The sequence below is a fragment of the Arthrobacter sp. 05T47 genome, from assembly GCF_056395825.1.
The window spans coordinates 60,981-74,164 of the sequence record NZ_JBFTKG010000001.1; the positions used below are offsets into that span (position 1 = coordinate 60,981).

A 13,184-nucleotide genomic window follows, 5' to 3' on the forward strand; every position below is an offset into this window, starting at 1 on the left:
GCACGCAACCGCTGCCTGCGGCGCAAGGCTCCGCCGGTGCCGCGGCCACGGCGCGGGCACTAAGCTGGACTGCAATGAAACTCGTTGATCAGCTCCCCGCCCCGGCCGCCCGAGTCCCCGGCAGGACGGCCCTGGACCCGGACGAGCTCTACACCCGGTTTGTCGAGTGGACCGAGACCCGCGGCCTTGCCCTCTACACCGCCCAGGATGAGGCCATCATGGAGCTGGCCGCCGGCTCCAACGTCATCCTCGCCACACCCACCGGGTCCGGGAAATCCCTAGTGGCCATCGCCGCCCACTTCCAGGCCATGGCGCGCGGAGAGCGCAGCTACTACACGGCCCCGATCAAGGCCCTGGTCTCGGAAAAGTTCTTCGCCCTCTGCGAGATCTTCGGAGCCGAGAACGTCGGCATGATCACCGGCGACTCCGGCGTCAACCAGGACGCACCGATTATCTGCTGCACCGCCGAAATCCTGGCCAACACCGCCCTGCGCGAAGGCGCTGCCGCAGAGCTGGGCGCCGTCATCATGGACGAGTTCCACTTCTACTCCGACCCGCAACGCGGCTGGGCGTGGCAGGTGCCGCTGCTCGAACTGCCGCAGGCCCAGTTCCTGCTGATGTCCGCCACGCTCGGCGACGTGAGCCGTTTTGAGGAGGGCATCAGCGAACTGACCGGCCGTCCGACCACGACCGTCAGTTCCGTGGAGCGTCCCATTCCGCTGCACTACTACTACGAGCAGACCCCGGTCCACGAGACCCTTGAAGAGCTGCTCGCCACGAAGCAGGTCCCGGTCTACGTGGTCCACTTCAGCCAGGTGGAGGCGATCGACCGGGCGCAGAACCTGATGAGCATCAACGTCTGCACCCGCGAGGAAAAGGACAAGATTGCCGAGCTGATCGCCGGGTTCCGTTTCGCCGCAGGCTTCGGCAAGACCCTCAACCGGCTGGTCCGGCACGGCATCGGGGTGCACCACGCCGGTATGCTGCCTAAATACCGCCGGCTCGTCGAACAGCTCGCCCAGGCCGGCCTGCTGAAGGTCATCTGCGGCACGGACACGCTCGGCGTGGGCATCAACGTGCCCATCCGCACGGTGTTGCTCACGGCCCTGAGCAAGTACGACGGCGTCCGCACCCGCCTGCTGAACTCCCGCGAGTTCCACCAGATCGCCGGACGTGCCGGACGTGCCGGCTATGACACCGCCGGAACCGTGGTGGTCCAGGCCCCGGAGCACGTCACCGAGAACGTGAAGGCGATGGCCAAGGCCACGGCCAAGTTCGGCGATGACCAGAAGAAGCTGCGCCAGGTGGTCAAGAAGAAGCCGCCGGAAGGCTTCGTGTCCTGGGGCGAGCCCACCTACAAGCGGCTGGTCGAGTCTGTGCCGGATCCCCTGACGTCGAGTTTCTCCGTGACGCACGCGATGCTGATGAACCTCATGGAACGCCCGGGCGACCCGTTCCAGGCCGCGCGCCGGCTGCTCACCGAAAACCACGAGACCCGTCCGGCCCAGCTCCAGCTCATGAAGAAGGCCCTGGGGATCTACCGCGAGCTGCTCGCGGCCGGCGTCGTGGAGCGGATCCCGCCGGAAGAGCAGGGCGCCGATGGCCGCACGGTCCGGCTCACGGTCCACCTGCAGCCGAACTTCGCCCTCAACCAGCCCCTGTCCCCGTTCGCCCTCGCCGCGCTGGAGCTGCTGGATCCGGAGTCCCCGTCGTACGCACTGGACGTCGTGTCCGTGATCGAGGCGACCCTGGAGAAGCCGCGCCAGATCCTGTCGGCACAGCAGAAGAAGGCGCGCGGCGAAGCCATCGCGGCGATGAAGGCCGACGGCATCGAGTACGACCAGCGGATGGCGATGCTCGAGGAGGTCACCTACCCGCAGCCGCTCGCGGAGATCCTCGGCGAGGCCTTCGATGTCTACCGCAAGGCCGCGCCGTGGATCGGCGACTTCGAGCTCGCGCCCAAATCCGTGGTCCGGGACATGTACGAGCGTGCCATGAACTTCGGCGAATTCGTCCAGTTCTACGGACTGGCCCGCTCGGAGGGGATCGTGCTGCGCTACCTCGCCGACGGTTTCAAGGCGCTCCGCCAGACCGTCCCGCAGGACGCCCTCCGGGAGGACCTTGAGGACCTGATCGCCTGGCTCGGCGAGCTGGTCCGCCAGGTGGACTCCAGCCTCCTCGACGAATGGGAGGAGCTGACATCCGGTGCGGCGCCCACCCCGCACGACGCTCCCCCGCCCCCGCCGCCGTCGCTGACCTCCAACGTCCGGGCCTTCCGGGTGATGGTGCGCAACGAAATGTTCCGCCGCGTGGAACTGTTCGCCGATGAAGCCGCCACCGCCCTGGGCGAACTCGACGCCGGTTCCGGATGGGACGCTGAGCGCTGGGAAGATGTCCTGGACGACTACTTCGACGAGCACAACGACATCGGCACCGGACCGGACGCCCGCGGCCCGGGACTGCTGATCATCACCGAGGAGCCCGGCGTGTGGAAGGTCCGGCAGATCTTCGACGACCCGGCCCGCAACCACGACTGGGGCATCTCCGCCGAGGTGGATCTGGCGGCCTCGGATGAATCCGGGACCGCCGTCGTCCGCGTCACCGACGTCAACCGGCTCTAGGGCCCCTGCCCGGGCGGCGGCCCGCCGCCGGGGCGGTGCCGGTACCGGAGACCCGCCGCCCGGGCGCGGCCCCGTGACCGATCACACCGCGGGTAAACTCGGATGATGAGTGTAATCCGGCCCGCCACGCCCCAAGACGTCCCTGCCATCCTGCAGATGATCCACGATCTCGCCCTCTACGAGAAGGAACCGGACGCGGTCCGGAACACCCCAGAGATGCTCTCCGAGGCGCTCTTCGGCGAGAACCCGAGGGTCTTCGCCACGATGGCGGAGAACGCGGCCGGTGACGTGCGGGGCTTTGCCCTCTGGTTCCTGAACTACTCCACGTGGGAGGGCGTCCACGGAATTTACCTCGAGGATCTCTACGTCCGGCCGGAGGCACGCGGCGAGGGCCACGGCAAGGCACTGCTGCAGCATCTGGCGGCGACCGCCGTCGACCGCGGCTACGCCCGCGTTGAGTGGAGCGTCCTGGACTGGAATGAGCCCTCCATCAACTTCTACAAGAAGCTTGGCGCAGCGCCAATGGAGGAATGGTCCACCTTCCGCCTGACCGGGGCGGCCCTGGAGGCTTTCGGCGGATCCCTGGCCGGCTCCCGCGGGGAGGCGGCCCGTGGTTGATCTTCCGGTGACGGGGCTCATGGGAGCCGCCCTGCTGGAGGCCGGCTCCAGCGTCCGGCACAGCGTTCGGGCACGCCACACCTACCGCGGCATGCGGACCGCGGAGCACTACTTCGAGGTCCCCCTGGACCACTTCAGTGAGGCGGGACGGCGCGGGGAGACCATCTCCGTGTTTGCCCGCGAGTACGTCTCAACAGAGCACAGCGAGGAGGCGGCGGCCGAGCTCCCCTGGCTGCTCTACCTGCAGGGCGGACCCGGCGGGCGCGGAAACCGGTTCCCGTCCCTGGGCGGCTGGAGCAAGGCAGCCGCCAAGGACTTCCGGATCCTCATGCTGGACCAGCGCGGCACCGGCCTGTCCTCGGCGGTGGACCGCAACACGCTGCCCCTGCGCGGCACCCACGCGGACCAGGCCCAGTACCTGACGCACTTCCGTGCCGACTCGATCGTCGCCGACGCCGAGGCCATCAGGGCCGCACTGGGCTCCGCCCCGTGGACCATCTACGGACAGAGCTACGGCGGCTTCTGCGCGCTCAGCTACCTCTCCTTCGCCCCGGAAGGGCTGCGCGAGGTGCTCGTGACGGGCGGCCTTGCTCCGCTGGGCGGCTCCGCGGACCGCGTCTACCGGGCAACGTTCCAGCGGGTCGCGGCCCGGAACGCCGAATACTTTGGCTGGTACCCGGAGGACCGTGCCGCCGTCACCCGGATCGCCAGGCATCTGCGGGAGACGGAGGAGTTCCTGCCCGACGGCGGCCGGCTCACCGTGGAACGGTTCCAGATGGTGGGCTCGTTCCTGGGCGGCAATACCCGCGTGGACGCGCTGCACCACCTGCTCGAGGACGCCTTCGTGGCCACACCCGACGGCGACCGGCTCTCGGACGCCTTCCTGGACCAGGTCCGGGGCCTCGTTTCCCGGGCCGCCAACCCCCTGTACGCGCTGATGCACGAGTCCATCTACGGCCAAGCCGGGGCCACCAACTGGGCCGCCTGGCGTGTGCTTGCCGAGTTCCCCGAGTTCTCCCCCGACGCCGGCGAACCGCTGCTGACCGGAGAAATGGTCTACCCCTGGTACTTCGAGCAGGACCCGGCCCTGCGCCCGTTGCAGGAGGTGGCACGGCTCCTCGCCGAAAAGGACGACTGGGCACCGCTTTATGATCCGGACCGGCTGTCCCTGAACACCGTGCCCGTCGCTGCGGCCGTCTACAGCGACGATATCTACGTGGACCGTGAACTTTCCCTGGAGACGGCGGCCGCCGTGCGGGGCTTGAACGTGTGGGAAACGGACGAGTACCACCATGACGGCATCTCGGACGACGGCGAGGCGATCTTCGCGCGCCTGCTGGTGATGGCGCGGTCCGCCCGCCGCTGACCTGGTCTTGGCCCGGCTGCTGGCGGCCGGGCACAGCAGAACGGCGCTGAACCTGTGGAGGTTCAGCGCCGTTCGTTTTTATGCCGGCCGGCTACCCGGCGGCCCTGGTGCTAGTCGACGTCGCTCAGGCTCTTGCGGGCGTCTTCTTCCAGCCGGGCGTCCAGCTTGGATTTGGACGCCTTGGAGCTGATCAGGCTGGCGATGACGGCGATGATGATGGTGCCGATGATTACCGCGAGCGAGACGTAGGTCGGGATCTCCGGGGCCCACTCGATGTGCTGGCCGCCGTTGATGAAGGGCAGTTCGTTGACGTGCATGGCGTGCAGGACCAGCTTCACGCCGATGAACGCCAGGATGACGGACAGGGCGTGCTTGAGGTAGATGAGCCGGTTCATGAGGCCGCCGAGCAGGAAGTACAGCTGGCGCAGCCCCATGAGGGCGAAGATGTTCGCCGTGAAGACGATGAAGGCGCTCTGGGTGAGGCCGAAGATGGCCGGGATGGAGTCGACGGCGAACAGCAGGTCCGTCATGCCGATGGTGACGAAGACGATCAGCATGGGGGTGAAGACCTTCTTGCCGTCCACCACGGTGCGGAGCTTGCCGCCGTCGAACTTCTCGGACATCGGCAGGACCCTGCGGATCCGGGCGATCAGCGGGTTTTCCTTGTCTTCCTCGTCCTCGCCCTCGTCCTGGGCCTGCTTCCAGGCGGTCCAGAGCAGGAAGGCGCCGAAGATGTAGAAGACCCAGCTGAACTGCTCGATGACGATCGCGCCGAGCATGATGAAGATGCCGCGCAGGATCAGGGCGATGATGATGCCCACCATGAGCACTTCCTGTTGGTACTTACGAGGTACCGAGAAGCGCGCCATGATGATGATGAAGACGAAGAGGTTGTCGATGCTCAGGCTGTATTCGGTCACCCAGCCGGCGATGAACTGGCCGCCGAATTCCGGGCCCGTGAAGGCGAACATGGCACCGGCGAACACCAGGGCCAGGGCCACGTAGAACGCGACCCACAACCCGGCTTCTTTCATCGAGGGCTCGTGCGGTCGCTTGAGGACCATCAGCAGGTCGATGGCCAGAATGACGCCCAGGACGACAAACGAGCCGATCTCGAACCACAGGGGAAGGTCGGGCACGGGGAATTACCTTTCGTAGGGTACAGCTCAGCGGTGTAAGTCTCTCCGACCGCCAGCGCGAATCGCTGCCTGGCTGCCCGCTACGCCCGGCACGGCATCTATGCCGCGCGTGTTGACGATCGTAGCGCTTGGGATACTCCCCTACGTCCGTCTGAGTTTACCCTAGGCGTGTCCCGCGGACTGCATTTGGCGCAGTTCCTTCTTCAAGTCCCCCACCTCGTCGCGGAGCCGGGCCGCGAGCTCGAACTGCAGCTCACCGGCTGCGGCGTGCATCTGTTCGGTCAGCTGTTCGATCAGCCCAACGAGGTCCTCCGCCGGTGCGGCCGCGAGCCCGTCCGCGCGGATGAGGGAGGCGCCCTTGCCCTTGCCACGGTTCTTGCCGGCCGCGGCCAGCAGCTCGCGGGTGTCCGCGTCTTCCTTGGCCAGCTGGTCGGTGATGTCCGCGATCTTCTTCCGCAGCGGCTGGGGGTCGATCCCCTTCTCCGTGTTGTAGGCAACCTGGATGGCGCGGCGCCGGTTCGTCTCGTCGATGGCGTGGGCCATCGAGTCGGTGATCCGGTCCGCGTACATGTGCACCTGGCCGGACACGTTTCGGGCAGCACGCCCGATGGTCTGGATCAGGGAGGTCGAGGAGCGCAGGAAGCCTTCCTTGTCCGCGTCCAGGATGCTGACCAGCGACACTTCCGGGAGGTCGAGGCCTTCACGGAGCAGGTTGATGCCGACGAGGACGTCGAAGACGCCCATCCGCAGTTCGCGCAGGAGTTCCACGCGGCGCAGCGTGTCGACGTCGGAGTGCAGGTATTCCACCTTCACGCCGTGGCCCAGCAGGTAGTCGGTGAGGTCCTCGGCCATCCGCTTGGTCAGGGTGGTGACCAGGACACGCTCGTTCTTCGCGGTGCGGATCCGGATTTCGCCCAGCAGGTCATCGATCTGGCCCTTCGTGGGCTTGACGACCACCTCGGGGTCGATCAGGCCGGTGGGACGGATGATCTGCTGGACGAAGCCGTCGGACTTGCCGAGCTCGTACTTGCCCGGGGTCGCGGACAGGTAGACCGTCTGGCCCACGCGCTGGAGGAACTCATCCCATTTCAGCGGGCGGTTGTCCATCGCGGAAGGCAGCCTGAAGCCGTGGTCCACCAGCGACCGCTTGCGGGACATGTCGCCCTCATACATGGCGCCGATCTGCGGGACGGTGACGTGCGATTCGTCGATCACCAGGAGGAAGTCGTCCGGGAAGTAGTCGATGAGGCAGTGCGGTGCCGTTCCGCGGTCGCGTCCGTCGATGTGCAGCGAATAGTTCTCGATGCCGTTGCAGAAGCCCATCTGCTGCATCATTTCAAGGTCGTAGGTGGTGCGCATCCGCAGCCGCTGGGCCTCGACCAGCTTGTTCTGGCTTTCGAGGACCTGGAGCCTTTCGGCGAGTTCGTCCTCGATCCTCTTGATCGCCCGGCTCATCCGCTCGGGCCCGGCCACGTAGTGCGAGGCCGGGAAGACGTACATCTCGGTTTCATCCCGGATGACCTCGCCGGTCAGGGGGTGCAGGGTATGGATGTTCTCGATCTCATCGCCGAAGAACTCGATCCGGATCGCCAGTTCCTCGTACATCGGGATGATTTCCACGGTGTCGCCGCGGACCCGGAACGTGCCGCGGTGGAAGTCCATGTCGTTGCGGGTGTACTGCATGGCGACGAACTTCCGGAGCAGGTCGTCGCGGTTCATCTCCGCTCCTTTGCGGAGGGTCACCATGCCGGCAATGTATTCTTCCGGCGTGCCGAGGCCGTAGATGCAGGACACGGTGGCCACCACAATGACGTCGCGGCGGGTCAGGAGCGCATTGGTGGCGGAGTGCCGGAGCCGTTCCACTTCCTCGTTGACGGAGGAGTCCTTCTCGATGAAGGTGTCCGTCTGGGCGACGTAAGCCTCGGGCTGGTAGTAGTCGTAATAGGAGACGAAATACTCCACCGCGTTGTTGGGCAGCAATTCGCGGAATTCATTGGCCAGCTGCGCTGCCAGGGTCTTGTTCTGCACCAGCACCAGGGTGGGGCGCTGAACCTGCTCGATCAGCCACGCCGTGGTGGCGCTCTTGCCGGTGCCGGTGGCGCCAAGCAGCACCACGTCCTTCTCGCCGTTCCTGACGCGTTCCGTCAGTTCGGCGATGGCGGCCGGCTGGTCGCCTGCGGGCTGGAACTCGCTGATGACCTCGAAGGGTGCCACGACACGGTTGATTTCCTGGGCAATGCTCATGTATCTAATCTACCGCCGGTCACCGACAGGAAATCCTCATTCAGCTTTGGGCGGTACCAGGGCAGGCCCTGGCGCAGGCTCCGCCGCGGGTGCAGTGGTGGCCGCGCCAGTGCTGGTGCCGCCGTCGTCCGTGCCGCCGTCGTCCGTGCCCTGGACGCCGTACGGCGGCGGCTGCCAGCCCGTGCGCAGGACCCACGCTTCCATCCGCGGCGCAGCGTATTCGGTGAACCAGCCTTCCTTGTCCGCCGCGTAGGCGGCAGTGGACTTGTCCGCCTCGTGCAGCCCGGCTACCCGCCGCTTCTCGGCGACGTAGTCCGCCCGGGCCCCCGCATCGGCGCGGAGCCAGTCCCGGAAGCACAGGGCGTACCGCCAGCCGGGCGAGCCGGCCGCGCGGACATGAAGATTCGCTGCCCGGCCGGGATCGGCGTTGCCGTGCAGCCGCTTGCCCCAGGCGGCCGGGTCCGGATGGGAGGGCTTGGGGTTGTCCGAAATGATGCCGGGCCAGCGCGGGAATCCTGCCTGGGCCAGCAGCGGCGCGATCCGGTCCGCGTCGTCGAGGTTCCGGACACTGAGCTGGAGGTCGACCACGTCTTTGGCGTCGAGCCCCGGGACGGCGGTGGACCCGATGTGGTCTACGGCCAGGACGTCCTGCGGAACGGCGCTTTGCAGCCGGGCAATCAGGCGGCCGGCCTGGGCCGACCAGGCCGGATCGGCGGGTGCGAGGACCGGCCCGCCCGTCCGGGGTGCGATTCTTTGTTCCTTGAGGTTCAGCGCGAAGGGCATGAGCCGGTCCTCCCACAGCGCGTCGACCGCGCGCCGGAGTTCTTCCGGGGTGCCCGAATTGTCCAGCACGACGTCCGCGGCGGCCAGACGGTCCTCCCGGCTCGCCTGGGCGGCCATCCGGGCCTGGGCTTCCCCGACGGTCATGTTGCGGTGTTCGGCCATGCGCTGGACCCGGACGTCATCCGGGGCATCCACCACCAGCACCAGGTGGAAGTTCTTCCCCTGCCCGGTCTCGACCAGCAGAGGGATGTCCTGGACCACGACGGCGCCGGCCGGGGCGGCGGCGACAACCGCCGCGGCGCGCTCCCGCACCAGGGGATGGATGATCCCGTTGAGCACGGCCAGGCGCTCCGGGTCACCGAACACAAGGGCACCCAGCCGGGGCCGGTCCAGCCGGCCGTCCGGCGTTAGGATCGCGGCACCGAAGGCCTCGGCCACGCGCCCCAGCCCGGGCGTACCGGGCTCCACAACCTCCCGCGCCAGCGCGTCGGCGTCGACAAGCACCGCGCCGAGCTTGCGCAGGCGCGCGGCAACCATTGACTTCCCCGAGGCGATTCCGCCGGTCAACCCGATCTTCAACACCTCACCAGACTAAACTGAACCGGTGGCAGATGCGGCGGATGACCCCGAGAGCAGGACGGCCATCTACACCACCCTTGCCGTGGGGCCCGAGTTCCGCCACGAAATCGAGGTCAAGCGGTCCCGCTTCATCACCGTCCTGGCCCGAACGGCCGACGAGGATGCCGCCCGGGCCGTCCTGGGCCGCCTGCGCCGGGAATTCCATGACGCACGCCACCACTGCTCGGCCTTCGTCCTCGGCCCCGACCGGGACGTACAGCGGTCCAACGACGACGGCGAACCCTCCGGCACCGCGGGCATCCCCATGCTTGAGGCGCTGCTGAAACGGGAAACCCTTCCCGGCGTGGCCGACCTCAGCGACGTCACCGCGGTCGTGGTGCGCTATTTCGGCGGCATTCTCCTGGGCGCCGGCGGCCTGGTGCGTGCCTATTCCGAATCTGTGTCCAGCACTCTGGCGCTCGCGCCGCTGGTGCGGCGGCGGCGCTTGCGTATCTGTTCCGTGCGGGTGGGGCACGCCGTGGCCGGGCGTCTCGAGAACGATCTTCGCGCCGCCGGGTATGTCATGGCCGAAACCGGTTACGAGGCGCAGACTACTGTCCTGAGGCTTGCGCTGCCGGACGACCCGGATGAGCTGGCCCGGGCTGCGGCCCGCGTGGCCGCCATGTCAGCCGGCAGCGCCTCGCTGTTGCCCGGAGAATCGGAGTGGATCGATGTCCCCTTTGGCTAGGACCGTGCCCGCGGTCGCGCTGCTCGACGTCGGCGAAACCGTTCTTGCGGAGCTCCTGGAACTAGCCCTCCGGGACGCCGACGCCGACGAGGTCACCCCGCCGCTGGGCACCACCGCCGGCTGGAATGCCGAACGGATCACCTGGTTCCGCGAATTCCACCGCGCCTCTGCGGCCGGGCTTGACGGTCCCGCGGCGCAGAAAAGCTGGGCCATCAGCTGCGACGGGCAGCTTGCAGGCTCAGTGCGCTTGAAACGGACGGAGACGGGGCCGGGGCAAGGTGGTGCTGGCGGCGGGGTCGGTGAAGGGGCAGGGGTTGGTGGTGGGGCGCTGGAGACCGGAATCTGGCTCGCCCGAAACTTCCGCGGTCGCGGCGTTGGCCGTGAGGCGCTGCGGCTTGTGATAGCTCGGGCCGCGTCAGCCGGGGCGGCTGTCCTGGTGGCCGACACCACGGCCGGCAATGTGGGCGCCCTCGCGTTGCTGAAGTCCGCGGGAGCCGAACTTGTGCCCAGTGCAGCCTCGCAGACGGAGGCGGCGTCGGAGCCGGTCAAGGGCAAGATCCCGCTGCCCTGACGGCAATACGTCCGTCCGGGGCTCGCCTCGCCTCCGCAACAGTGGACATGCCCTCCCCGGACCGCGACAAATCGGCCCAAGCACCTCATGCCCGACCGGCGAACTGGGGAATGGACATGTCCTCCGTTCGGCAGACCTAGTGTTCCGTCTGGCGCCTATTGGGACTGGGCTATTTCCCAGATGTGCCCAGCGGGGTCGCGGAAGCACGCGGTGCGGATACCCCACGGCCGGTCCATTGGGCCATTGAGCAGTTCAACTCCGCGGCGGGACAACTCGGCGCACATCGCATCGACGTCGTCCACTTCGATGGTGAACTGCATTCGCGCACCGGAAGCCGCGCTGGCCACTGAGGCCGGCTGGATGAGTTCGGGAGCTTCGGAAACGTTGAGCAGGTTGATCAAGGTGTTCTCGAACTTGAAGACGGCAGAGACCTCGTCCTCGAAAATGAGCGGCAGGCCGAAGACTGCCGCATAGAAGCCCTTGGTGGTGGCCAGGTCCTCGACAAATAGTGTGATGGCACCGATGCCGCGCGGCCATGAACCCTCGGCCCTAAGTATGTCCTGCGATTCAACAGCCCCTGAAGTGTCAGCCATGGAAGTCCCCTCATCGTCGGCCGCGAATATCTCAACCTGCCGAGTCTGCACTCAGGGCCGGGCCGTCGTCAAGGAATCCCTAACGTGACGTGCCGTGGGCTAAAGCCAGCAGTGAGCAGTGAGACGGCTCCTGCTGCCCGAGGATGGGGTTTGCAGGCCGCGGACTGGACATGTCCGGCAGGGCGCGCCGAACAATGGACATGTCCGGAGGTAAGGGCATGGCCCGGGTTCCCACCACTGGACATGTCCCGCGCTCACAGCGAGGACTGGGCACGATACCCATGTGCCCGCGTGCAAGCCCCAAAAGTGGGCATGTCCCCCGGGGGCGGGTTGGAAAAATGGGCATGTCCAGCGGTGAAGGTGAACTGCTCCCCGGAAGTTGGACTGAGAAATTCAGTTCCGACTCCCGGGGAGCAGTTTTATGTATGGACGTAGTCCGTTATCCGAAGGGCAGCGCGAGGCCGCTGTAGCGTGGTTTGAGAAGGGCATCGCGGATAAGGCGGTTGCGCGGCTGCTGGGTGTGTCTCAGTCGCCGGTCAAGGTCCTTTATCTGCGGTGGAGAATCCATGGTCGAGGAGCGCTGGTGGCCAAGCCAACGAAACAGGTGTACTCGTTCGAACTCAAGCTCGCCTTGGTAGAACGGTTCATCGCGGGCGAGACGGCCCAGGATCTCGCGGCGGAAGCTGGTTTGTCCTCGTCCGGCTTACTGAAAAACTGGGCGGCTGCCTATCGTCGCGAGGGCGCGGATTCCTTGCGCCCGAAGCCTAAAGGCAGACCTAAGGCACCCGATGCCCCGCCGCCGGCGGAGCTGCCCGAGCTGGAACGGCTGCGCCGGGAGAACGAACGGCTGCGGGCTGAAGTGGCGTACCTGGGAAAATTGCGGGCCTTGAGGGCACAAGAACGACGGTGAAGGTCCAGGCCCTCACCGCCCTCAAGGCTGACTTCCCGCTCCCGGTTCTGCTGCAGGTCGCCGGTCTGGCCCGGTCCACGTTCTTCTATCACCAGGCCCGCCTCCGGGCGCCCGATCCGCAAGCGGCCCTCAAGGCCGCCGTCACGGAGATCTTCGAGCGGAACCATGGACGCTACGGGCATCGCCGCATCCACACCGAACTGGCCAGACAAGGGTGGACGGTCGCGAAGAAGACCGTGCTGAAACTCATGCGTGCGCTGCGGCTGGTCTGCAAGGTCCGGCGTAGGAAGCGCTACAACTCCTTCCAGGGCGAGCAGGGCAGGATTGCCCCGAACGTGCTGAACCGCGAGTTCGACGCCGATGCACCGAACCAGAAGTGGGTGACGGATGTGACCGAGTTCAGCGTCGGCGACCGGAAGCTCTACCTCTCCCCGGTCATGGATCTCTTCGACCGGCAGTTCATCTCCCACACCATCAGCCTGTCCCCGAACCTGGAGCTGACCAACACCTCGCTGCGTGAGGCGCTGAGAACGCTCGAGGACGGCCAGCAACCGCTGGTGCATTCGGACCAGGGTTTCCAGTACCGGCACGTCTCCTGGCGCGTCCTTCTGGAGGGCGCCGGCGCGGTCCAGTCGATGTCCCGCAAGGGCAACTGCTACGACAACGCGGTGATGGAGAACTTTTTCGGTCACCTCAAGGAAGAGCTCTTCCACCATGCCCGGTTCCTCAGCACCGAGGCACTCACAGCGGCGCTGCACAAGTACATCCGCTGGTACAACACCGAACGGATCTCAACAAAGCTCAAGGGCCTGAGCCCGGTGCAATACCGAGCCCAGGCCCTCGCAGCCTAGGCTCTTACCAACCAGTCCAACATTCGGGGACCAGTTCAAGGCAGCCGAGGGGCATGTCCGCGTAAAAGCAAAGGTGGCCGCCCCGAGGGGACGGCCACCTTTGCTGAACTGTACTGCTGTGCACCGTGACGGTGCGGCTTCAAGCTACAAACTGCCTGGTCTCAGGGAAAGGACTCCCCGAT

11 protein-coding genes are annotated in these 13,184 nt (G+C 66.7%); 7 read left to right on the forward strand and 4 right to left on the reverse strand.

The window, feature by feature from the left end; translation table 11 throughout:
• Positions 1-74 precede the first annotated feature (74 nt).
• The 3 genes from AC1DEY_RS00290 to AC1DEY_RS00300 all read left to right on the forward strand — a co-directional run bounded on the left by AC1DEY_RS00290 (position 75) and on the right by AC1DEY_RS00300 (position 4,605).
• Positions 75-2,621 carry a DEAD/DEAH box helicase gene (locus tag AC1DEY_RS00290; protein ID WP_476866241.1) on the forward strand — a complete coding sequence of 849 codons (2,547 nt, stop codon included), beginning with the start codon at positions 75-77 and terminating at the stop codon, positions 2,619-2,621.
• Positions 2,622-2,726: 105 nt separating this feature from the next.
• The gene (locus tag AC1DEY_RS00295) at positions 2,727-3,239 is read left to right on the forward strand and encodes an N-acetyltransferase family protein (protein WP_476866242.1); all 513 of its coding nucleotides are present in this window, start codon (positions 2,727-2,729) and stop codon (positions 3,237-3,239) included.
• 19 nt (positions 3,240-3,258) lie between these two features.
• Positions 3,259-4,605, forward strand: coding sequence for an alpha/beta fold hydrolase (locus tag AC1DEY_RS00300; RefSeq protein WP_476866563.1), 1,347 nt, complete (start codon positions 3,259-3,261; stop codon positions 4,603-4,605).
• 110 nt (positions 4,606-4,715) lie between these two features.
• Here AC1DEY_RS00300 and AC1DEY_RS00305 read toward each other — a convergent pair whose 3' ends face one another.
• From AC1DEY_RS00305 to coaE, 3 genes are all read right to left on the reverse strand, one after another.
• Positions 4,716-5,744 carry a TerC family protein gene (locus AC1DEY_RS00305; RefSeq protein WP_476866243.1) on the reverse strand — a complete coding sequence of 343 codons (1,029 nt, stop codon included), beginning with the start codon at positions 5,742-5,744 and terminating at the stop codon, positions 4,716-4,718.
• A 162-nt stretch (positions 5,745-5,906) separates the two neighbouring features.
• Positions 5,907-7,988, reverse strand: coding sequence for an excinuclease ABC subunit UvrB (uvrB, locus tag AC1DEY_RS00310; RefSeq protein ID WP_476866244.1), 2,082 nt, complete (start codon positions 7,986-7,988; stop codon positions 5,907-5,909).
• Positions 7,989-8,024: 36 nt separating this feature from the next.
• Positions 8,025-9,353 carry a dephospho-CoA kinase gene (gene coaE, locus AC1DEY_RS00315; protein WP_476866245.1) on the reverse strand — a complete coding sequence of 443 codons (1,329 nt, stop codon included), beginning with the start codon at positions 9,351-9,353 and terminating at the stop codon, positions 8,025-8,027.
• Positions 9,354-9,375: 22 nt separating this feature from the next.
• Between coaE and AC1DEY_RS00320 the strand changes: the two genes are divergently transcribed.
• Together AC1DEY_RS00320 and AC1DEY_RS00325 are read left to right on the forward strand one after the other, a co-directional pair.
• The gene (locus tag AC1DEY_RS00320; RefSeq protein WP_476866246.1) at positions 9,376-10,077 is read left to right on the forward strand and encodes an IMPACT family protein; all 702 of its coding nucleotides are present in this window, start codon (positions 9,376-9,378) and stop codon (positions 10,075-10,077) included.
• Positions 10,061-10,648, forward strand: a complete 588-nt coding sequence (locus AC1DEY_RS00325; protein ID WP_476866247.1) for a GNAT family N-acetyltransferase — start codon at positions 10,061-10,063, stop codon at positions 10,646-10,648. Before AC1DEY_RS00320 ends, AC1DEY_RS00325 begins: the two co-directional genes overlap by 17 nt.
• A 155-nt stretch (positions 10,649-10,803) precedes the next feature.
• On the opposite strand, the gene AC1DEY_RS00330 is transcribed toward AC1DEY_RS00325, so the two are convergent.
• Entirely contained in the window at positions 10,804-11,241 is a 438-nt protein-coding gene (locus AC1DEY_RS00330; protein WP_476866248.1) for a VOC family protein, read from the reverse strand.
• 583 nt (positions 11,242-11,824) lie between these two features.
• Between AC1DEY_RS00330 and AC1DEY_RS00335 the strand changes: the two genes are divergently transcribed.
• Together AC1DEY_RS00335 and AC1DEY_RS00340 are read left to right on the forward strand one after the other, a co-directional pair.
• A complete protein-coding gene (locus tag AC1DEY_RS00335) occupies positions 11,825-12,151 on the forward strand; it encodes a helix-turn-helix domain-containing protein (RefSeq protein ID WP_476866249.1) in 327 nt (108 codons plus the stop codon).
• Positions 12,148-13,002 carry an IS3 family transposase gene (locus tag AC1DEY_RS00340; protein WP_476866250.1) on the forward strand — a complete coding sequence of 285 codons (855 nt, stop codon included), beginning with the start codon at positions 12,148-12,150 and terminating at the stop codon, positions 13,000-13,002. Before AC1DEY_RS00335 ends, AC1DEY_RS00340 begins: the two co-directional genes overlap by 4 nt.
• Positions 13,003-13,184 lie beyond the last annotated feature (182 nt).

Excerpts from the sequence above, each read along its gene's own strand:
- AC1DEY_RS00330 (WP_476866248.1), bottom strand. The coding sequence starts at position 11,241 with ATGGCTGACACTTCAGGGGCTGTTGAATCGCAGGACATACTTAGGGCC.
- AC1DEY_RS00290 (WP_476866241.1), top strand. The coding sequence starts at position 75 with ATGAAACTCGTTGATCAGCTCCCCGCCCCGGCCGCCCGAGTCCCCGGC.
- uvrB (WP_476866244.1), bottom strand. The coding sequence starts at position 7,988 with ATGAGCATTGCCCAGGAAATCAACCGTGTCGTGGCACCCTTCGAGGTC.
- AC1DEY_RS00325 (WP_476866247.1), top strand. The coding sequence starts at position 10,061 with ATGTCCCCTTTGGCTAGGACCGTGCCCGCGGTCGCGCTGCTCGACGTC.
- AC1DEY_RS00300 (WP_476866563.1), top strand. The coding sequence starts at position 3,259 with ATGGGAGCCGCCCTGCTGGAGGCCGGCTCCAGCGTCCGGCACAGCGTT.
- AC1DEY_RS00295 (WP_476866242.1), top strand. The coding sequence starts at position 2,727 with ATGAGTGTAATCCGGCCCGCCACGCCCCAAGACGTCCCTGCCATCCTG.